General features: G+C 70.7%; 18 protein-coding genes. 8 read left to right on the top strand and 10 right to left on the bottom strand.

Features of this window, described 5'->3' with window-relative positions:
• Positions 1–144 precede the first annotated feature (144 nt).
• Together ACIQMX_RS12095 and ACIQMX_RS12090 are read left to right on the top strand one after the other, a co-directional pair.
• A complete protein-coding gene (locus ACIQMX_RS12095; protein WP_363077329.1) occupies positions 145–477 on the top strand; it encodes a DUF6479 family protein in 333 nt (110 codons plus the stop codon).
• Positions 478–663: 186 nt separating this feature from the next.
• On the top strand, positions 664–1491 hold the full coding sequence (locus ACIQMX_RS12090) for a VOC family protein (protein ID WP_363077327.1): 828 nt from the start codon (positions 664–666) through the stop codon (positions 1489–1491).
• Positions 1492–1503: 12 nt separating this feature from the next.
• On the opposite strand, the gene ACIQMX_RS12085 is transcribed toward ACIQMX_RS12090, so the two are convergent.
• From ACIQMX_RS12085 to ACIQMX_RS12075, 3 genes are all read right to left on the bottom strand, one after another.
• A complete protein-coding gene (locus ACIQMX_RS12085; protein WP_402477002.1) occupies positions 1504–2031 on the bottom strand; it encodes a DUF6328 family protein in 528 nt (175 codons plus the stop codon).
• A gap of 120 nt (positions 2032–2151) precedes the next feature.
• Positions 2152–2643, bottom strand: coding sequence for a GNAT family N-acetyltransferase (locus ACIQMX_RS12080; RefSeq protein ID WP_402476999.1), 492 nt, complete (start codon positions 2641–2643; stop codon positions 2152–2154).
• Between the two features lie 47 nt (positions 2644–2690).
• A complete protein-coding gene (locus tag ACIQMX_RS12075) occupies positions 2691–3095 on the bottom strand; it encodes a DUF1992 domain-containing protein (RefSeq protein WP_402476997.1) in 405 nt (134 codons plus the stop codon).
• A gap of 247 nt (positions 3096–3342) precedes the next feature.
• Between ACIQMX_RS12075 and ACIQMX_RS12070 the strand changes: the two genes are divergently transcribed.
• Together ACIQMX_RS12070 and ACIQMX_RS12065 are read left to right on the top strand one after the other, a co-directional pair.
• Entirely contained in the window at positions 3343–3918 is a 576-nt protein-coding gene (locus tag ACIQMX_RS12070; protein ID WP_402476995.1) for a hypothetical protein, read from the top strand.
• Entirely contained in the window at positions 3915–4457 is a 543-nt protein-coding gene (locus ACIQMX_RS12065; protein ID WP_363077318.1) for a hypothetical protein, read from the top strand. The genes ACIQMX_RS12070 and ACIQMX_RS12065 overlap by 4 nt, the downstream gene beginning before the upstream one ends.
• A gap of 129 nt (positions 4458–4586) precedes the next feature.
• Here the strand turns inward: ACIQMX_RS12065 and ACIQMX_RS12060 are convergent, their stop codons facing one another.
• The 3 genes from ACIQMX_RS12060 to ACIQMX_RS12050 form a co-directional block, all read right to left on the bottom strand.
• Complete coding sequence (locus ACIQMX_RS12060; protein WP_363077316.1) at positions 4587–5387, bottom strand: tyrosine-protein phosphatase; 801 nt, start codon at positions 5385–5387, stop codon at positions 4587–4589.
• A gap of 336 nt (positions 5388–5723) precedes the next feature.
• Positions 5724–6032, bottom strand: coding sequence for an SHOCT domain-containing protein (locus ACIQMX_RS12055; RefSeq protein WP_363077314.1), 309 nt, complete (start codon positions 6030–6032; stop codon positions 5724–5726).
• A 53-nt stretch (positions 6033–6085) separates the two neighbouring features.
• Complete coding sequence (locus ACIQMX_RS12050) at positions 6086–6514, bottom strand: DUF6325 family protein (RefSeq protein WP_363077312.1); 429 nt, start codon at positions 6512–6514, stop codon at positions 6086–6088.
• A 281-nt stretch (positions 6515–6795) separates the two neighbouring features.
• On the opposite strand from ACIQMX_RS12050, the gene ACIQMX_RS12045 reads away from it, so the two are divergent.
• Genes ACIQMX_RS12045 through meaB form a run of 3 tightly spaced genes read left to right on the top strand, consistent with a single transcriptional unit; the run spans position 6796 to position 11882 of the window.
• Positions 6796–8655 (top strand): methylmalonyl-CoA mutase family protein, encoded by a 1860-nt coding sequence (locus tag ACIQMX_RS12045; RefSeq protein ID WP_363077310.1) that lies wholly within the window; start codon positions 6796–6798, stop codon positions 8653–8655.
• The gene (scpA, locus tag ACIQMX_RS12040; RefSeq protein ID WP_402476989.1) at positions 8655–10856 is read left to right on the top strand and encodes a methylmalonyl-CoA mutase; all 2202 of its coding nucleotides are present in this window, start codon (positions 8655–8657) and stop codon (positions 10854–10856) included. The genes ACIQMX_RS12045 and scpA overlap by 1 nt, the downstream gene beginning before the upstream one ends.
• Positions 10857–10868: 12 nt before the next feature.
• Complete coding sequence (gene meaB, locus ACIQMX_RS12035) at positions 10869–11882, top strand: methylmalonyl Co-A mutase-associated GTPase MeaB (RefSeq protein WP_402476986.1); 1014 nt, start codon at positions 10869–10871, stop codon at positions 11880–11882.
• Between the two features lie 171 nt (positions 11883–12053).
• Here meaB and ACIQMX_RS12030 read toward each other — a convergent pair whose 3' ends face one another.
• A complete protein-coding gene (locus ACIQMX_RS12030) occupies positions 12054–12935 on the bottom strand; it encodes a GNAT family N-acetyltransferase (RefSeq protein ID WP_363077304.1) in 882 nt (293 codons plus the stop codon).
• Positions 12936–13303: 368 nt separating this feature from the next.
• Here ACIQMX_RS12030 and rho point away from each other — a divergent pair, with 368 nt between their 5' ends.
• Positions 13304–14449 carry a transcription termination factor Rho gene (gene rho, locus ACIQMX_RS12025; RefSeq protein WP_363077302.1) on the top strand — a complete coding sequence of 382 codons (1146 nt, stop codon included), beginning with the start codon at positions 13304–13306 and terminating at the stop codon, positions 14447–14449.
• Positions 14450–14469: 20 nt separating this feature from the next.
• Here the strand turns inward: rho and ACIQMX_RS12020 are convergent, their stop codons facing one another.
• From ACIQMX_RS12020 to ctaD, 3 genes are all read right to left on the bottom strand, one after another.
• Complete coding sequence (locus ACIQMX_RS12020) at positions 14470–15834, bottom strand: NAD(P)/FAD-dependent oxidoreductase (protein ID WP_402476981.1); 1365 nt, start codon at positions 15832–15834, stop codon at positions 14470–14472.
• A gap of 133 nt (positions 15835–15967) precedes the next feature.
• The gene (locus ACIQMX_RS12015) at positions 15968–16312 is read right to left on the bottom strand and encodes a hypothetical protein (RefSeq protein ID WP_402476979.1); all 345 of its coding nucleotides are present in this window, start codon (positions 16310–16312) and stop codon (positions 15968–15970) included.
• 29 nt (positions 16313–16341) lie between these two features.
• Positions 16342–18072 carry a cytochrome c oxidase subunit I gene (gene ctaD / locus ACIQMX_RS12010; RefSeq protein ID WP_363077296.1) on the bottom strand — a complete coding sequence of 577 codons (1731 nt, stop codon included), beginning with the start codon at positions 18070–18072 and terminating at the stop codon, positions 16342–16344.
• Positions 18073–18178 lie beyond the last annotated feature (106 nt).

The raw sequence follows: 18178 nt of genomic DNA, 5'->3' as shown, positions 1-18178 counted from the left end.
GACACGGGCGGCCCGGAAGCCCCGCGGGTACCCGTGAACGAGCAGCCCACGCCATTCCAAACATTTTCGGTGTCTATATCCACTTAAAACATGAATTCGATGCCAGAGTCGAGTGACAGGCTCGCCCCGGGGTATCCGGCAAGCATGGATGTATCGGATGCAGCCCTGAATTCCCTGGCCATCACCCTCGCGGACGGACGGGGCGCGACCGGGGCGGTGATGGGCGTCGTCGGCGTGGTCCTGGTGGCCGTGCTGATCGCCGCCTTCTGGCTGGGCAGGAGGCGGCGCGACCAGGAACCGCCGCCGCCCCGGCCCGAGGAGCAGCCACTGGCGCCGGACGGTCGTACACACGTCGAGGAACCCGACGTCCACGGTGACGACACGTTCCCTCCGGACGGCCGTGGGCTGTCGCCCTACGAACTCGGTGACCACGGCAACGAGCCACTCCACCGGGACGACGACGAGCGCCGCGACTGAACGGCCCCGCGTTCGGGAACGGTGGCCGCGCCGCCGGGAAGCGCCGCACCGACCGGTCGCCCGCGCCGCCGGCCGGTCGGCCGCCTCGCCGCGTGTTGCGGGAGCGGCCGCCCGCGGAGAGGCTGGTGAGGGCCCCCAGGGCCACCGGCACACACCTGCCGCACCCCCCATGAAGGCAGTAGGACCATGACCGGAAGTACCTCTGGTACGGCATCCGCGCCCGCACCGCTGACCGGGCCGGCCGCGCCCTGCTGGGTCAATCTGATGACCCTGAATCTGGAGTCCGCCCAGGAGTTCTACGGCCCGGTGATGGGCTGGACGTTCCGGCCGGGCAAACTCGGCCAGGAGTTCTCGGTCGCCCGCCGCGACGGCGTACCCGTCGCCGGGATCGGCGCCGTGGCGACCACCCTCCACGTCGCGGTGGCATGGACGCCCTACTTCGCCGTCCAGGACGCCGATGTCGCCGCCGCCCGGATCCGGGAGCGCAGCGGCACCGTGGCGGTGGGCCCTCTGACGCTCGGCAAGGGCCGCGGCGTACTGGCGGCCGACCGGGACGGTGCGGGCTTCGGCATCTGGGAGCGGACCGCGCCCGCGACGTCGCCACCCGCCCCGGACGGCCATGCGCACGCCTGGCTGCGGCTGCGCACGCGCAACGCATTCGACGCGGCGATCTTCTACGGCGAGGTCCTGGACTGGGCGAGCGACCGGCCCGGCTCCTGCGAGGTGGCGTACGCGAAGGACGAGGTGGTCGTCCGGTGCGGCGGGCGCCAGCTGGCCCGGATCAGCTCGGGCGCGCTCGAGGCCGCCCCCGACCCGCTGGTCCGTCCGCACTGGCAGGTCAATTTCCCGGTGGACGATGTCGCCGTCGCCGTCGCGTCGGCCCAGAAGCACGGCGGTTCACTGGTCGAGGAGCTGTCCCGGCCGGAAGGACGTGAGGCGACACTGGTCGATCCGGACGGCGGGCTCTTCACCCTCACGGACGTCCATCACGCCGAGGACACCGGAATTCTGTGACACCGCACGCCGTCACCGCTCCTCCCGATCCTCCCGACGGCCGTGGGACCGGGCCAGCGCCCAGGCGGGGAAGACGAACCAGCAGACGAGGAACCACACTGCCATCCCGCCCACCAGCCAGAGGGCCACGGCGTTGTGCAGCGCCACACGCAGGATCAGCAGGAGCGCCGAGCACATCGTGCAGAACAGCAGGATCAGCCCGATCACGGTCAGGCGGGACGCCCAGGTGACCGTCTGCGGCTTCATCCGCCGCCCCGTGAGCAGCCGGTGGTACGAGACCGGCCCGATCAGCGCGCCCGCCGTGGCGGAACCGAGCAGCACCGTGACCACGTAGATCGCGCGGTCGGTGTCGGAGAGGTCCGTGAAGCGCGGCTGGAAGACGACGGCCAGCAGGAATCCGAAGAGGATCTGGACGCCGGTCTGGGCGACGCGCAGCTCCTGGAGGAGATCCGTCCACCGCCGGTCGGCCCGCTCCTCCTCCGTCTCCCGGCGCCCCCATCCGCGCTCCCGTGCCTGCTCCTCCTCGGGTGGGCTCACCATGGGCCTCCGTCCGCCTGAGCGCAACGCCTGTACCTGTGTGTCGTGCCCTTTTCCCACACGGTAGACCTCCGGCAACCGGGTCGCCCGCCGCGTCGCGGGACGCCGGCTCCGCGGCGGCTCTCAGCCGACCGGCAGCACGAGTTCGGGACGGTCCCACATCACCGCGGGCGGTGCGGCCCGCACGGTTCCGGTCCGGTGGGCGCCCACGCTCGTGTAGAAGCCCTCGGCCGGCGGATGCGACACGACGCGCACCTCGGTGAGTCCGGCCGCGTGCGCCTCTTCCCGCAGGTGGCCGATGAGCAGGCGTCCGATCCCGGCGCCCTGCGCGTCGTCGGCGACGAACATGAGGTCGAGCTCGGGCGGGTCGAGGATCAGGGAGTAGAAGCCGAGCAGCCGGCCGGTGGCCTCCCCCACGGCGGCGAAGACCCTGTGCGTCCCGACATAGTCGTGACCCACCCGGTATCCGGCGACCATGGGTGCGTACGGGCCCTCGTATGCCCGGGAGGTCCGGACCAGACGGGTCAGACGCTTCGCGTCCCGTGCATCGGCCCGCCTGATCCCGATGTCTTCGCCCAGGGCCCGGCGTGCTCGCGACGTAATGCCTGATCTCATGAGTCGAGTATTACGCACCCGGGTGGAGCGAGAAGCCGCCGGAGGCTTCAGGAGGACCGGCGCGCCGCACGCCACTCCTCGACGACCGCCTCGACGTCGAACGGTTCGAGGTTCAGGAGCGGGCCGGGCGGCGGTCGCCTGACAGCCTCGGCGATCTTCTCGTTCACCTCGTCCAGCATCCGCCGTACCTGGGCCTCCGTGCGCGCCTTCGGCACGGCGGCGCGGGTCTCCTCCGCCTCCTTGCGCAGGGCCAGCGCGGGAGGAAGCACCGACATGCCCTCGCGCTCCATCTTCGCCTTGATCCACCACGCCTCGTCGTACGGGCGGTCGAGCCCTTCGAAGGGCTTGCCGAACCCCGGCAGCTGCGAGAAGTCACCACGCTGCTCGGATTCCCGGATCTGTTTGTCGACCCATGACTCGAAGCTGACACCCGCAGGTTTGCGCTCGGTCACCGTGATGCCCCTCTCGGAGATGCCTGTGGTGCAGGGCCCCTTCACGATACCCACGCCTCCCGGCAGCGGCCGTTGGGGGCCGGTCGGGCGGGCCGGCCGGCAGACAGGAAGACTCCGGGCCTTGCCGCGCGGCCGACGGGGTACACGAGCAGCACGCCCGTCCGGAAGAGGACGGGGCACGGCCGAAAGGGAGGGTGAGAGTGATGCACAGCCACACGCGAACCGGGACCCGGCGGGAGTGGCGAGTATGACGACCGTAGTGATCATCGTCGCGGTGGTTCTGGTGGCGTTCTGCGCAGGCGCGTTCCTTTACACACGGCAGGCCGGCGGCTCCGGGATGCGCCGGCGCTTCGGGCCCGAGTACGACCTGGCCGTCGCCGGCCACGACGGCGACACGAAGGCCGCCGAACGCGAACTGCACGAGCGGTTGAAGCGGCACCGGTCCCTGCACGAGCGGCCCCTGACGTCCGAGGCACGCACCCAGTACTCCGACCGCTGGCAGCGGATCGAGGCCGGATTCGTCGACGCACCGCAGCAAGCCGTGGCAGAGGCGGACGTCCTGCTGGCCGAACTGGCCCGGGACCTCGGCTTTCCCGACGGCAGCGACTTCGGCGAACAGAGCGCCGCGCTCTCCGTCCACCACGCCGAACACGTCAACGGCTACCGCCGGGTACACGCCGCCAAGCGGGGCGACGGCGGCACGGAGGACATGCGGGAGGCGCTGCTGGAAGCCCGCGGCCTGTTCGACGTACTCGTATCGAACGGAACGGACCGGCCTGTTCATCGGCACCCGCACCACGCGGAAGGAAGTGGCAAGGCATGACGCACGACACCGGAAACATCCCGCCCGTCCCCAGCGAGGTTCCCGAGGCGGCAAGGAAGCCCCGGCCCGCCACCGCCCCCGACGACGCCGCGGACCGCGGCGCCCGGGAGACCCGCGCAGCAGGCGCCGGAGCGCCGGGCACCACCGCCGTCGAGCCGCGGCCGGAGAGCGCCCACCCCGGAAGTCCCGGCGCCAAGGCCCCCGCCGCGGCACCCCTGAACGGCGACGGCAAGGCGGACGCCCCCGGCACAAGCGCGTCCGGCGCACTCCGTCCTCTCTTCCCGGAGCGCGACCACGACAGGCTCACCCTGCGGCTCCAGCACGCGGTGAGCGAGTTCGTCGAGAGCCCCCGGCACGCGGTCGAGGAAGCGGAGAACACGTTCGAGACCGTCATCGAGGGCCTCACCGACGCGCTCGAAGAGCACCGGCGCGCACTCGGAGCCGTCGGACGGGACGGCAGTCCCGGGACCCGGACCGAGGAACTGCGGGTCACCCTGCAGCACTACCGGGATTTGACCGAGCGGCTGCTGAACGTGTGAGACACGCGGCCTCCCCGACGGACCTGCGGGCGCGGCTCCCTCCTCACGAGGCGGTCCTGCGCACCGCCGCAGGCACGACTCCGCCCCCGGCGATAGTGCCGGGGGCGGAGTCGTGCCTGCGGCCCGCCGTCAAACGGCGGGGACCACGAGATCGTCGCGGAGCCGCCGCAACGCGGCTTCCGGGATGCGCAGCCCGTCGCGGGCGTACCCGTCGATGCCTCCCCAGCGCTCGTCCATGGCGTCCAGCGCCGTGTCGAGGTAGCGCGGCCGGACCTCGATGATCGCGGAGGCGATCTCCGGGTCTCCGCCCGCGTCGAGATAGCGCTGAACGGACGGCCGGAAGGCGACCCGCATCACCGGGTTCACGGAGAGGAACTCGTCCCGGACGACGTCCCGCGAGGCACCGAGGAGAAGCAGCAGCAGGACCGCCCCCCAGCCCGCCCGGTCCTTGCCCGTCGTGCAGTGGAAGAGCACCGGGCGCGCGGCGTCGTCGGCCGCCGTCTCGAGGAAGGCGCGGTAGGCGGCTGCCGCACGCGGCGAGAGCACCACCTGCCGGTAGGTCTCCGCGAACATCTCCTCCGCCTTGCCGCCCCCGAGCAGCCGCTCGGTCTCAACCGGATCGGCGAGCAGGGCACGGAGTCTGGCCGGCGCCACGCCCGGATCGTCCCCGAGCACATCGGCGACGAACAGCCGGGCGCCGGGCGGCAGACGGTCTGGAGCCGAGGCCCGCTCGTCCGCGGTCCGCAGGTCGACGACCGTACGGATGCCGAGTACGGCCACGGTCGCGTCGTGTGCCGGATCGTGTCCGCTGAGCTGACCCGAGCGCAGCACCACGCCCGGCCGTACCTGCCGGCCGGGCCCGAGAGCGATGCCACCCAGGTCCCGCAGGTTGAGAACAGAGGATGCCGGGACGGCCCTGGCGGTTTGCACGATGAGATTCCTCTTTTCCCGACACGTATCCGAATTGATTTCGGCCTGGCCGGATCAAAAGTCGCATGATGTCGGGAAATCGACAAAGTAAAACGCCGATGATCATCGATCCAGCACGTCGGCGGGCCGGGGGCGGGTCAGGGACGCACAGTGCGCCCGGCCTTGGGCGCCGGGCGGCGCACCGTACGGAATCCGTCGCCGCGCCATCGGGCGCGACACAGTCCCCTGAGCCATGGAAGGGGTGCGGGAAGGGCGCGACGGAAGGATCGCGGCCGCAAGGAATCGTGTTCCCGCCCGTCGAATCCGGCCCGGCCGGACGATGCTGCCCAGCCGGCATCACTCCGCCAGAAGTCTTGCCTTCTGGGCCTCGAATTCGGCATCGGTCAGAATGCCCTGCTTCTTCAGCTCCGCCAGTCGCTCCAGCTGTCCGATCAGATCGTCGGCGGGCGGCTGGGCGGCCTGCTGCTGGGCCGCCTGCATCTGCATCTGCTGACGCATCTGCTCCTCGGCCAACTGCTCGGAGTCGTCCTCGGCGAACCTCGCCTGCTGACGCCGCTGGACGCGGCCGCTGACCGCCGAGGCGGTTCCCGCGACGACGGCCGTGCGCGCCGCGGCCCCCAGCAGACCGGGCCCGCGACGGTTCATTCCAGGTCCTCGAAAGATCGGCATGTCATGCGCCTTTCCGGTGCGGTGCGGTGTCAGCTTGTGGACGCGGCGGCTGCCACTGCGGCCTCCGCGACGTCGGCGGGAATCCGCTCATGGGCGACGAGTTGCCCGCCCGACGCACGGACCGCCTCGGCGAGGGGCAGCGCCCACAGGTCCTCCCACACGATGAGCGCCGCGGAGCTGCCCGGCGGCACTCTCTCGCCCAGGGTCCGGATGTCGTCACTGTTCAGCATGCCGCCGACCTCACCCTCGACCGGCTCGAAGGAGACCAGGTCGTCCGGGTCGAGGTCATCCAGTTCGACGATCTCGATCGCACCGTCCTCGGACCGGTACACGAAGGTCAGGTCGATGATGCGCACCGCCTTCGACGCCACCGCTTCCGCCAGCGCCGGCGCGATGGCACCGGTGAAGCGGCTGCCGGGGAAGGCGACGACGAGGTACTCCACAGGTCCCACAGCCACGGGCGTGTCCTCTCCGGAAGGATGAATTGCCAGCAGCATAACTTCGGACATTTATCACCGCATTGCGGCAAATCGTCGCCGACCGCGCATGGAGCCCGGCTACGGCGGCCCGCGACCGGCGTCCGCGAAGCTCTTCCGGACTGCCGGGGCGGTGGGCCGTCCGGCGGAAGGAGCCGTCTGCCTACGCGACCGTACGTAAAGGATCAAGTGCGTTCGGAGAGAGGGCAAGGTCACAGGCCGAGCCTCTGCTGCCTGTCGGGGACCTGTCCTAGCATCTGGGCATGACGGTCCAGCCTGCTGACGGGCTTTCGTTGGCCGCCGAATTCCCTGATCCCGCCCATGAGCAGTGGCAGAGCCTCGTCGAGGGTGTGCTGCGCAAGTCGGGCAAGGACGTTTCGGGTTCGGCCGCCGAGGAAGCACTGTCCACCACGGTGGAGGACGGGCTCATCACGCGCCCCCTCTACACCTCGCGCGACGACGCGCCCGATGCCGGTCTCCCGGGCTTCGCCCCCTTCACCCGCGGCAGCACACCGCAGGGAAGTACGGCGGGCGGCTGGGGCGTACGGCAGCGGCACGCGTCGGCTGATCCCGTACGGCTCAACGAGGCCCTGCTCGCGGACCTCACGAACGGCGCCACCTCGTTGTGGCTGCCCGTCGGGGGCGCCGGCGGCGTGCCGGTCTCCGGTCTGGCGCGGGCGCTGGAGGGCGTCCACCTCGATCTGGCACCGCTCGTCCTGGACGCCGGGGACGAACTGGACGCCGCGGCAGCGGAGTTGTTCCGGATCCACCAGGAGCGCGGCCTCGCGGCGGACGCGGTGCGCGGCAACCTCGGGGCCGACCCGCTCGGGCAGGCCGCCCGCAGCGGCGACGAGGCGGACCTGACGTCCGCCGTGCGCTGGGCGAAGCACTGCGCGGCCGGGCATCCCGGGCTGCGAGCGCTGACCGTGGACGCCCTGCCGTACCACGAGGCAGGCGGCTCGGCCGCACAGGAACTGGGCAGTTCGCTGGCCACCGGCGTCGCCTATCTGCGCGCGCTGACCGGCGCCGGGCTCGGGGTCGACGAGGCCTGCGCCCAGCTGGAGTTCCGGTACGCGGCCACCGCCGACCAGTTCCTGACGATCGCCAAGCTGCGGGCCGCGCGCCGGTTGTGGGCGCGGGTCGCCGAGGTCTGCGGGGCTCCGGAGGCCGGGGCGCAGCGCCAGCACGCGGTGACGTCGCCGGTGATGATGACGCGGCGCGATCCGTGGGTGAACATGCTGCGGACCACGCTGGCCTGTCTGGGCGCCGGCGTCGGTGGCGCCGACGCCGTGACCGTGCTGCCCTTCGATCACGCGCTGGGCCTCCCGGACGCGTTCGCCCGGCGCATCGCCCGCAACACGTCGACGATCCTGCTGGAGGAGTCCCATCTGGCCCGGGTCATCGACCCGGCGGGCGGTTCCTGGTACGTGGAGCGGCTGACGGACGAACTCGCGGACGCCGCCTGGGCCTTCTTCCAGGAGATCGAGCGGGCCGGTGGCCAGGCCGCGGCGCTGGGCTCGGGCATGGTCGCGGACCGGATCGCGGCCACCTGGGCCGCGCGCAGCAAGGACCTGGCGCGGCGCAAGGAGCCGGTCACCGGTGTCAGCGAGTTCCCGCAGCTCGCGGAGCGCGTGGTGGAGCGCGAGCCGGTGCCGCCGGTCACGAGCGGGGGCGGCGGTCTCCCGGTGGTCCGCCGTGACGAGGCCTTCGAGGCGCTGCGCGCCCGTTCGGACGCCCATCTGGCGGCGACCGGCGCCCGGCCGCGGGTCTTCCTCGCCGCGCTCGGCCCCGCCTCGGCGCACACCGCGCGGGCCTCGTTCGCCGCGAACCTGTTCCAGGCGGGCGGCATCGAACCCGTCCACGAGCCGGTCCGGGTGGACGCCTCGTCGGCCGCCGCGGCCCTCGCCGCCGCGGGGACGGACGTGGTGTGTCTGTGTTCCAGTGACGCGCTCTACGCCGAGCAGGCCGGTGAGGTCGCCGGGGCGCTGGTCGCGGCCGGTGCGCAGCGGGTGTACCTGGCGGGACGGCCTGCCGCGTACCCGGACGTCGACGAGTACGTCTTCGCCGGATGTGACGTGGTGGCCGTGCTTTCCTCCGTTCTCGACCGTATGGGTGTGGCGTAATGCGGATCCCCGATTTCTCCGACATCGAGCTCGGGCCGGGCGGCGGCGCCGAGGTGACCGAGGACCAGTGGCGTGCCGCGGTCAAGGAGTCCTCCGGGAGCTCCGACGGCGACCTGCTGTGGGAGACCCCGGAAGGCATCGCGGTCAAACCGCTGTACACCGGTCAGGACCTGGAGGGCATCGACTTCCTGGGGACGTATCCGGGGGTGGCGCCGTATCTGCGGGGCCCGTACCCGACCATGTACGTGAACCAGCCCTGGACGATCCGTCAGTACGCGGGTTTCTCCACGGCCGAGGAGTCCAACGCCTTCTACCGCCGCAACCTCGCGGCCGGACAGAAGGGCCTCTCGGTCGCGTTCGACCTGCCGACCCACCGCGGCTACGACAGCGACCACCCGAGGGTGACCGGTGACGTGGGAATGGCGGGTGTCGCGATCGACTCGATCTACGACATGCGGCAGTTGTTCGACGGTATCCCGCTGGACAAGATGTCCGTGTCGATGACGATGAACGGCGCGGTGCTGCCGGTACTGGCGCTCTACATCGTGGCCGCCGAGGAGCAGGGCGTCGCACCGGAAAAGCTGGCCGGGACCATTCAGAACGACATTCTGAAGGAGTTCATGGTCCGCAACACCTACATCTATCCGCCGAAGCCCTCGATGCGGATCATTTCCGACATCTTCTCGTACACCTCGACGAAGATGCCGCGCTACAACTCGATCTCCATCTCCGGCTACCACATCCAGGAGGCCGGGGCCACGGCTGATCTGGAGCTGGCCTACACCCTGGCCGACGGGGTGGAGTACCTGCGCGCAGGGCGCGACGCGGGCCTGGACGTCGATGCGTTCGCGCCGCGGCTGTCGTTCTTCTGGGCGATCGGCATGAACTTCTTCATGGAGGTCGCCAAGCTCCGGGCGGCGCGCCTGCTGTGGGCCAAGCTGGTCAGGGAGTTCGAGCCGAAGAACGCCAAGTCCCTGTCCCTGCGCACCCATTCGCAGACCTCGGGATGGTCGCTGACCGCGCAGGACGTGTTCAACAACGTCACCCGCACCTGCGTGGAGGCGATGGCCGCGACCCAGGGCCACACCCAGTCCCTGCACACCAACGCCCTGGACGAAGCCCTCGCGCTGCCCACCGACTTCTCCGCCCGCATCGCCCGCAACACCCAGCTCCTGCTCCAGCAGGAGTCCGGCACCGGGCGGGTCATCGACCCGTGGGGCGGCAGCGCGTACGTGGAGAAGCTGACCTACGACCTGGCGCGGCGGGCCTGGCAGCACATCGAGGAGGTCGAGGCGGCGGGCGGCATGGCCAAGGCCATCGACGCCGGCATCCCCAAGCTCCGTATCGAGGAAGCGGCCGCCCGCACCCAGGCCCGCATCGACTCCGGACGCCAGCCGGTCATCGGCGTCAACAAGTACCGCGTGGAGAGCGACGAGAAGATCGACGTCCTCAAGGTCGACAACTCCTCCGTCCGCACCCAGCAGCTGGAGAAGCTGCGCCGGCTGCGCGAGGAACGCGACGAGCAGGCCTGCCAGGACGCCCTGCGCGCCCTCACGGAGGCGGCCGGACGGGACCCGGGCCCCGGCCTGGAGGGCAATCTGCTGGCGCTGGCCGTCGACGCGGCGCGCGCGATGGCGACCGTCGGCGAGATCTCGGACGCCCTGGAGAAGGTCTATGGCCGGCACGCGGGCCAGATCCGTACGATCTCCGGTGTGTACCGCAACGAGGCAGGTCAGTCGCCGTCCGTGGACCGCACCCGCGCACTGGTCGACGCGTTCGAGGAGGCGGAGGGACGGCGTCCGCGCATCCTGGTCGCCAAGATGGGCCAGGACGGCCACGACCGTGGCCAGAAGGTCATCGCGACGGCCTTCGCCGACCTGGGCTTCGACGTGGACGTCGGCCCGCTGTTCCAGACGCCGGGCGAGGTCGCCCGGCAGGCGGTCGAGGCGGACGTGCACATCGTGGGCGTCTCGTCCCTGGCCGCCGGCCACCTCACCCTCGTCCCCGCGCTGCGTGAGGAGCTCGCGGCGGAGGGCCGCGAGGACATCATGATCGTGGTGGGCGGGGTGATCCCGCCGCAGGACGTGCCCACCCTCCTGGACATGGGCGCCGCAGCCGTGTTCCCGCCGGGAACCGTGATCCCGGACGCGGCCCACGACCTGGTGACGCGCCTCGGCGCCGCACTCGGCCACGAGTTGTGAGCCGCTGAACCGATGGCTCCGAAGATCGATCTCGACAGCTATGTGAAGGGCGTACTCGACGGGAAGCGGGCGCACATCGCGCGCGCCATCACCCTCGTCGAGTCCACCCGCCCCGATCACCGGGCGCTGGCGCAGCAGTTGCTGCGCGAACTCCTGCCGCACTCCGGCAACGCCCGGCGCATCGGCATCAGCGGGGTGCCCGGCGTCGGCAAGTCCACGTTCATCGACGCCCTCGGCACGATGCTCACCGGGCTGGGGCACCGGGTCGCGGTGCTCGCCGTGGACCCGTCCTCCAGCCGGACCGGCGGCTCCATCCTGGGCGACAAGACCAGGATGGAGCGGCTCGCCGTGGACCCGGCCGCTTTCGTCCGCCCCTCCCCCACCGCCGGAACTCTCGGCGGAGTGGCGAAGGCGACCCGCGAGTCCATCGTGGTGATGGAGGCGGCGGGCTACGGCGTCGTGCTGGTGGAGACGGTCGGCGTCGGCCAGTCGGAGACCGCGGTCGCCAACATGGTCGACACGTTCCTGCTGCTGACGCTGGCCCGCACCGGTGACCAGCTCCAGGGCATCAAGAAGGGTGTGCTGGAGCTGGCGGACGCCATCGCGGTGAACAAGGCCGACGGTCCGCACGAGCGCGATGCCCGCTCGGCGGCACGTGAACTGGCGGGTGCGCTACGGCTGATGCACCCGGTGGATGCGGCGTGGACGCCTCCGGTGCTGACCTGCAGCGCCCGGGAGTCCAGCGGTCTGGACACCCTGTGGGAGCGGCTGGAACAGCACCGGACGCTGCTCGAATCGACGGGCCGCCTCGCGGCCAAGCGGAGTGAGCAGCAGGTCGACTGGACCTGGACGATGGTGCGGGACGAACTGCTGGAGAGCCTGCGCAGCCATCCCGGCGTGCGGGCACTCGCACCGGAACTCGAACTCCGCGTGCGGCAGGGCTTGTTGCCTGCCACGCTGGCCGCCGAACAGATCCTGGAGGTGTTCCGGGGACCGGGTCCGGCGACCGGGCGCGAACCCCTCTAGGGACAGCCTGAGGGCTGTCCCGCAATTCCTGGTGGATCAGCGCGCGGCGTCAGATGCGGTGCATCGCAAGGCGGAGGGGCGCCCGCATACTGGATGTATTCGGGCGTTCCGACAACGCCGCGAGGTGCCGTAGCTGTCGTCGTGCGCCCGCCAGGAATTGCGGGACAGCCCTCAAAGGTCGAGCTGGTACTCGAACGAGCGGTGTGTCGGCTCGTACCCGAACGCGTCGTTGATGCGGCGCATGTAGGTGTTGCTGTCGGCGGTGTCCGCGAGCAGGCCGCCCAGCTCCGGATGGCGCTCGCGGGCTTCGAGGATGGAGGCGGCCTTCATCCAGCGGGCGAGGCCGTGGCCCCGGTGCTCGGGCAGGACGCCCGTGCCGTAGTGCAGGCCGTCGCCCCGCCGGTCGCCCGGCACGACGAGTTCGGTGAAGCCCGCTATCGACCCGTCGGACTCGTCGACGGCGGCCACCGTGTGCAGCAGGTCACCGCGGTCGGCGACGGCCCGCGCCACGGCCCTGACCCGGTCGGCGTCCCACGACATGGTGCCGTAGTCGGTGTCGTCCATGGGCATGTCGTCCATGGCGCGGCGCGACGCGGCGAACGTGTGCGCGAGCGGTTCCGGGACGGTGCCGTCCCAGGACTCGAGCCGGTAGCCCGGATGCGGTTCGCGGGTGGTGGCGGTCAGCGCCGCCGTGTCCACCGCCTTCAGCGGCAGCCGGGCGTAGGTGAGCGTGAGGACCCTGCGCCATCCCCTGGCCCGCAGGAACAGATCCCCCGGGGTGCCGGCCTCGGTCTGCGCGACGACGGAGCGCCGGGCCTGCTCCCCGGCGGCCCGGACCACCGCGTCGAGCAGTCGGGAGCCGGTGCCCTTGCGGCGTTCGGCCGGGTGGACATGGAGTTCCAGTTCGCCGAGGTGGTCCTGGCCCTCACGGTTGAAGACCCGGAGGAACGCCGATCCGACGGGCACCCCCTCCTCGTCGGACGCCAGCCACGCGAGGCGGTGGTAGCCGGCTCCGCGGTCGGGATCGGTCAGGGCGGTGAGGTGGATCGGCAAGGTGACTCCGCGGTCGGGAAGAGGGACGGGCCCGGAGTACGAAACCACCCCCGCTCCCCCGCCGCAACGGGGTTACGGCCTCGGGTGGAAATGTCTGCCGCACCACATCGGCCGTCGGACCCCCGCGGTCGTGCTACATTGCAATCGGTACATGTGTATGCCTCTCTCAGGCTCCGGTACCGATTCGCCTTCACCACGCTGACGCGCCCGTCCTTTCCGACCGGCGATCCAGCTTTCTCACAGGACTTCCCCAGTCCGGTACGGGCTTCTTCCCGCCGGTCTTTCCTGCCCGTCGTCCGGGGTGTGCGTGATCCGCCCCTGTCTCTGCCGGGCCCCTTCATTCGCATGTCCGCGAAAGGACCACCCGCATGACCACCACACTCGAACACCCCGTATCCACCACCCGGCCCGCGGCCGCCACGGCCGCCGCCGGCATCCTCGATCCCACGCAGCAGGGGCACGGCTTCCTGCGCTCCCCCGGCGGCCACCCGGCCCCCGGCGACGTACAGGTCCCCGCGGCACTCATCCGCCGGTACGGCCTGCGCAAGGGCGACGCAGTCGAGGGTCTCTGCGAGCGGCGCGGCGCCCTGAGCGCCGTCGCCCGCGTCAACGGGCTCGCCCCGCATGCGCTGCGCGGCCGCCCGCACTTCGGCGACCTCACCCCGCTCCACCCCCGGCGGCGGCTGCGCCTGGAAACGCCCTCGGGCGGTCCCTCGACGCGCATCGTCGATCTGGTCGCCCCGGTCGGCAAGGGGCAGCGCGGGCTGATCGTCGCACCGCCCAGGACCGGCAAGACGGTCCTCCTCCAGCAGATCGCGGCCGCCGTCGCCGAGAACCATCCCGAGGCCCATCTCATGGTCGTACTCCTCGACGAGCGGCCCGAGGAGGTCACCGACATGCGCCGCTCGGTGCGCGGCGAGGTCTACGCCTCGACCTTCGACCGGCCCGCCAAGGAACACATCGCCCTGGCGGAACTCGCACTGGAACGCGCCAAACGGCTCGTCGAACAAGGCCGCGACGTCGTCATCCTGCTGGACTCGCTGACCCGTCTCTGCCGGGCCCACAACAACGCGGCGGGCAACGGCGGACGCACCCTCAGCGGAGGTGTGGACGCCGCCGCGCTGACCGGCCCCAAGCGGCTCTTCGGTGCCGCCCGCCTCACCGAGGAGGCCGGCTCCCTGACCATTCTGGCCACGGCGCTCGTCGACACCGGCTCCCGGGCGGACGAGTACTTCTTCGAGGAGCTGAAGGGCACCGGCAACATGGAGCTGCGGCTCGACCGCTCACTGGCCGAGAAGCGGATCCATCCGGCGGTGAACATCGCCGCCTCCGGTACTCGCCGCGACGAACTCCTCGTACCTGCGGATGAGTTGACCGCCCTAAGAGGACTGCGCCGGGCCCTGCACTCCCGGGACGCCCAGACGTCCCTGGAGACGCTCCTGGAACGGATCCGGCACACGGGCGACAACGCCGCCTTCCTGCGCCTGATCCGCACCACGGTGCCGTCGGCCTGACGGGCCCGGCCTGCTCCGGCTCACTTCATCCGGGCGTTCAGCGAGGCCGTGTGCTCACGGACCTGCTCCGGGGTGAGATACCTGTCCGTGTACTCGAAGTCCCGCAGTGTCGCGGGCTTGCGGGACTGGAATCCCGTACGGACGAAGTCGTCGCCGGCCGCCGCGTTGATCAGCCAGTTGGCCATGACGCGGGCCTTGGCCACGCTGGTCCGCAACGCCGACCAGTGATAGCCGCGGGCCACGGCCTGGGCCGTCATCCCGTGCATCTCGATGCCGAGCGGCTTGGACACGGCGTCCTTGCCGCCGAGGTCCACGACGAGTCCGAGGTCCTTGTGGACGTACGGGCGCAGCGGCTGGTGCCGGAGCGTCGCGAGCAGATTGTCGGCGAGCCTGCGGCCCTGACGCATCGCGTGCTGGGCGGTGGGCGGGCAGACCGCGCCGTCGCCCTTGACGAGGTCCGGCACGGCCGCCACGTCCCCGAGGGCGAACATGCCGTCGTAGCCGGGCAGGCTCATCTCGGGGGTCACCGCCAGCCTGCCGCGGACCGTCTCCGCGTCGAAGGTGGAGACGAGCGGGCTCGCCGTGACACCGGCGGTCCAGATGAGTGTGCGGCAGGGCAGTACCCGGCCGTCGGTGAACGTCACCTTGTCGGCGCCCGCCTCGGCGACCGAGACCCCCAGCGACACCTCGATGCCGCGTTCCCGCAGGACCTTCAGCGCGCTCTCGCCGAGCTTGTCGCCCAGTTCGGGCATCAGCTTGGGGGCGATGTCGATCAGATGCCACTTGATCAGCTTCGGGTCGAGTCGCGGATAGTGCTTCACCGCGTTGGTGGTGAGGCGCTGGAGGCAGGCCGCCGTCTCGGTTCCCGCGTATCCGCCGCCGACCACCACGAACTGCAGTCGGGAGGCCCGCTCCTCCTCGTCGCTGCTGGCGTCCGCGAGGTCGAGCTGGGCGATCACGTGGTCGCGTACGTACGCCGCCTCGGCCAGCGTCTTCATGCCACGGGCGTTGTCGAGCAGGCCCGGGATGTCGAACGTGCGGGTGACGCTGCCCGGGCTGAGCACGATGTAGTCGTACGGCTCGTGGACGATCTCGTCGGTGATCTTGCGGATGACGCAGATCTTGGCCTTGGGGTCCACTCCGATGGCGCCGCCGGGAATGATGCGGGTGCGGTGCCGGCTGCTCCGTCGCAGTGACAGCGCGACCGACTGCGGGGTGAGGACGCCGGAGGCGACCTGCGGCAGCAGGGGCAGATAGAGCTGGTACGAGAACGGGGCGACGAGCACGATGTCCGCTTCGCCCGGGCGGAGCCCGCGCTCCAGACGGCGTACGCACTCGACCCCGGCGAATCCGGCTCCGACAACGAGAATCCTGGGTCGTGCCACAGTGTTCGTCCCTTCTCGGGGTCTGCACGGTCGTCCGTTCGCCTGCCCCGTCACACGCGCCCGTCACCTCTCATCTTTACGAGGCGGGCGCGAGTGCGCCTGCTGAGCGGGCGGAACGGACGACCCCGGCCGGTCATCTGGCCAGGTACGTCCACGCGGTACAGGCGCCTCCCGCCGTACTCGCGAGCACCGCGGCGGCGACGCAGCGCGCCCTGAGCCTGCGATAGCGCTCGGTGTACTCACCACGCAGCTCGGCGGCGCGGACCGAGACGCGTACGAGCATCGCCCGCGAGGCGGTGGCCCGGTCCGCCCGGTAGACCCGCTCCACGTCCTCGCGCTGGGCCGTCGTCAGCCACGGCAGCTCGTCCGTGAAGCGACGGGCGCGCCGGCGGGCCTCCTCGACCTCGGCGTTCCACAGCAGATAGCCCTCCATCTGGGCCAGTCCGCGGGCGGTGTCCTCGTCGCGGTCGGGGCCCATGCGCCTCTCCTCTCCGCCGGCCCTCCTGCTCACGCCTGCTTGTCCCCGGGTGCCACCGTCGCGGAGCGCTCCTGGCGGTTGGCCGCTTCGTCGAGCTCACGCACGGAGGGGTGGTGCAGGTCGAACGCCGGGGATTCGGAACGGATCCGGGGCAGTGTGACGAAGTTGTGCCGGGGCGGCGGGCAGGAGGTCGCCCATTCCAGCGAACGGCCGTAGCCCCACGGGTCGTCGACCGCGATCTTCTCGCCGTACTTGGCGGTCTTCCACACGTTGTAGAGGAAGGGCAGCATCGACAGGCCGAGCAGGAACGAGGAGATCGTCGAGATCGTGTTCAGCGCGGTGAAGCCGTCACTGGCGAGGTAGTCGGCGTAGCGACGCGGCATGCCCTCGGCACCGAGCCAGTGCTGGACCAGGAACGTGCCGTGGAACCCGGTGAACAGGGTCCAGAAGGTGATCTTCCCGAGCCGCTCGTCCAGCATCCTGCCGGTGAACTTCGGCCACCAGAAGTGGAATCCGGCGAACATCGCGAACACCACGGTGCCGAAGACGACGTAGTGGAAGTGCGCGACCACGAAGTACGAGTCGGAGACGTGGAAGTCCATTGGCGGCGAGGCCAGGATGACGCCGGTCAGGCCGCCGAAGAGGAACGTGACGAGAAAGCCGATGGACCAGAGCATCGGTGTCTCGAAGGAGAGCGAGCCCTTCCACATCGTGCCGATCCAGTTGAAGAACTTCACCCCGGTGGGTACGGCGATGAGGAACGTCATGAAGGAGAAGAACGGCAGCAGTACCGCGCCGGTCACGAACATGTGGTGGGCCCACACGGTGATCGAGAGGCCGGCGATGGCGATCGTCGCACCGATCAGGCCGATGTAGCCGAAGATGGGTTTGCGGCTGAAGACGGGGATGATCTCGCTGACGATCCCGAAGAACGGCAGCGCGATGATGTAGACCTCCGGATGGCCGAAGAACCAGAAGAGGTGCTGCCAGAGGAGCGCGCCGCCGTTCGACGCGTTGAAGACCTGCGCACCGAACTTGCGGTCCGCCTCCAGCGCCAGGAGCGCCGCGGCGAGCACCGGGAAGGCCAGCAGGACCAGGACGGCGGTCAGCAGGACGTTCCAGACGAAGATCGGCATGCGGAACATCGTCATGCCGGGCGCGCGCATGCAGATGATCGTGGTGATGAAGTTGACCGAGCCGAGGATCGTGCCGAAGCCGGAGAAGGCCAGACCCATGATCCACATGTCCCCGCCGATCCCGGGCGAGCGGACGGCGTCCGTCAGCGGGGAGTAGGCGAACCAGCCGAAGTCGGCCGCGCCCTGAGGCGTGAGGAAGCCGGCCACCACGATGAGCGAGCCGAAGAGGTAGAGCCAGTAGGCGAACATGTTCAGCCGGGGGAACGCCACGTCGGGCGCGCCGATCTGCAACGGCATGATCCAGTTGGTGAATCCGGCGAACAGCGGCGTCGCGAACATCAGCAGCATGATCGTGCCGTGGATGGTGAACGCCTGGTTGAACTGCTCGTTCGACACGAGCTGGGTGCCGGGACGGGCCAGCTCGGCGCGCATGACGAGCGCGAGCAGGCCGCCGATGATGAAGAACGCGAACGAGGTGACCAGGTACAGCGAGCCGATCGTCTTGTGATCGGTGGTGGTCAGCCATGTGATGACGACGTTGCCCGGCTCCTTGCTGTGCACCGGAAGCTCGTTGGCGTACGACTCCTCTTCTTCCGTCGGCTCTGCTGTGCCCGTCGTCGTCACAGGGACGCTCCTTCGGTTGTCATCCGCGGGTGGACCGCGCACCCGGCGTGGCGCCGCTCCAGCGGGTCGGCCGAACGGCCCTCCCCGCGCGTCGCGCGTGTTTCCG

Origin of the sequence: Streptomyces sp. NPDC091416 (genome assembly GCF_044756845.1) — a bacterium.
Classification (GTDB): domain Bacteria; phylum Actinomycetota; class Actinomycetes; order Streptomycetales; family Streptomycetaceae; genus Streptomyces.
Note: the sequence above shows the minus strand (reverse complement) of the source record. Positions and strands in the feature narration are given on the sequence as shown.

What these genes read in the sequence shown, in the direction of transcription:
- ACIQMX_RS12045 (WP_363077310.1), top strand. Translation starts at nt 6,796, where the DNA reads ATGACGGTCCAGCCTGCTGACGGGCTTTCGTTGGCCGCCGAATTCCCT.
- ACIQMX_RS12070 (WP_402476995.1), top strand. Translation starts at nt 3,343, where the DNA reads ATGACGACCGTAGTGATCATCGTCGCGGTGGTTCTGGTGGCGTTCTGC.
- ACIQMX_RS12080 (WP_402476999.1), bottom strand. Translation starts at nt 2,643, where the DNA reads ATGAGATCAGGCATTACGTCGCGAGCACGCCGGGCCCTGGGCGAAGAC.
- ACIQMX_RS12085 (WP_402477002.1), bottom strand. Translation starts at nt 2,031, where the DNA reads ATGGTGAGCCCACCCGAGGAGGAGCAGGCACGGGAGCGCGGATGGGGG.
- meaB (WP_402476986.1), top strand. Translation starts at nt 10,869, where the DNA reads ATGGCTCCGAAGATCGATCTCGACAGCTATGTGAAGGGCGTACTCGAC.
- rho (WP_363077302.1), top strand. Translation starts at nt 13,304, where the DNA reads ATGACCACCACACTCGAACACCCCGTATCCACCACCCGGCCCGCGGCC.
- ACIQMX_RS12065 (WP_363077318.1), top strand. Translation starts at nt 3,915, where the DNA reads ATGACGCACGACACCGGAAACATCCCGCCCGTCCCCAGCGAGGTTCCC.
- ACIQMX_RS12015 (WP_402476979.1), bottom strand. Translation starts at nt 16,312, where the DNA reads ATGGGCCCCGACCGCGACGAGGACACCGCCCGCGGACTGGCCCAGATG.
- scpA (WP_402476989.1), top strand. Translation starts at nt 8,655, where the DNA reads ATGCGGATCCCCGATTTCTCCGACATCGAGCTCGGGCCGGGCGGCGGC.
- ACIQMX_RS12095 (WP_363077329.1), top strand. Translation starts at nt 145, where the DNA reads ATGGATGTATCGGATGCAGCCCTGAATTCCCTGGCCATCACCCTCGCG.
- ACIQMX_RS12090 (WP_363077327.1), top strand. Translation starts at nt 664, where the DNA reads ATGACCGGAAGTACCTCTGGTACGGCATCCGCGCCCGCACCGCTGACC.
- ACIQMX_RS12055 (WP_363077314.1), bottom strand. Translation starts at nt 6,032, where the DNA reads ATGAACCGTCGCGGGCCCGGTCTGCTGGGGGCCGCGGCGCGCACGGCC.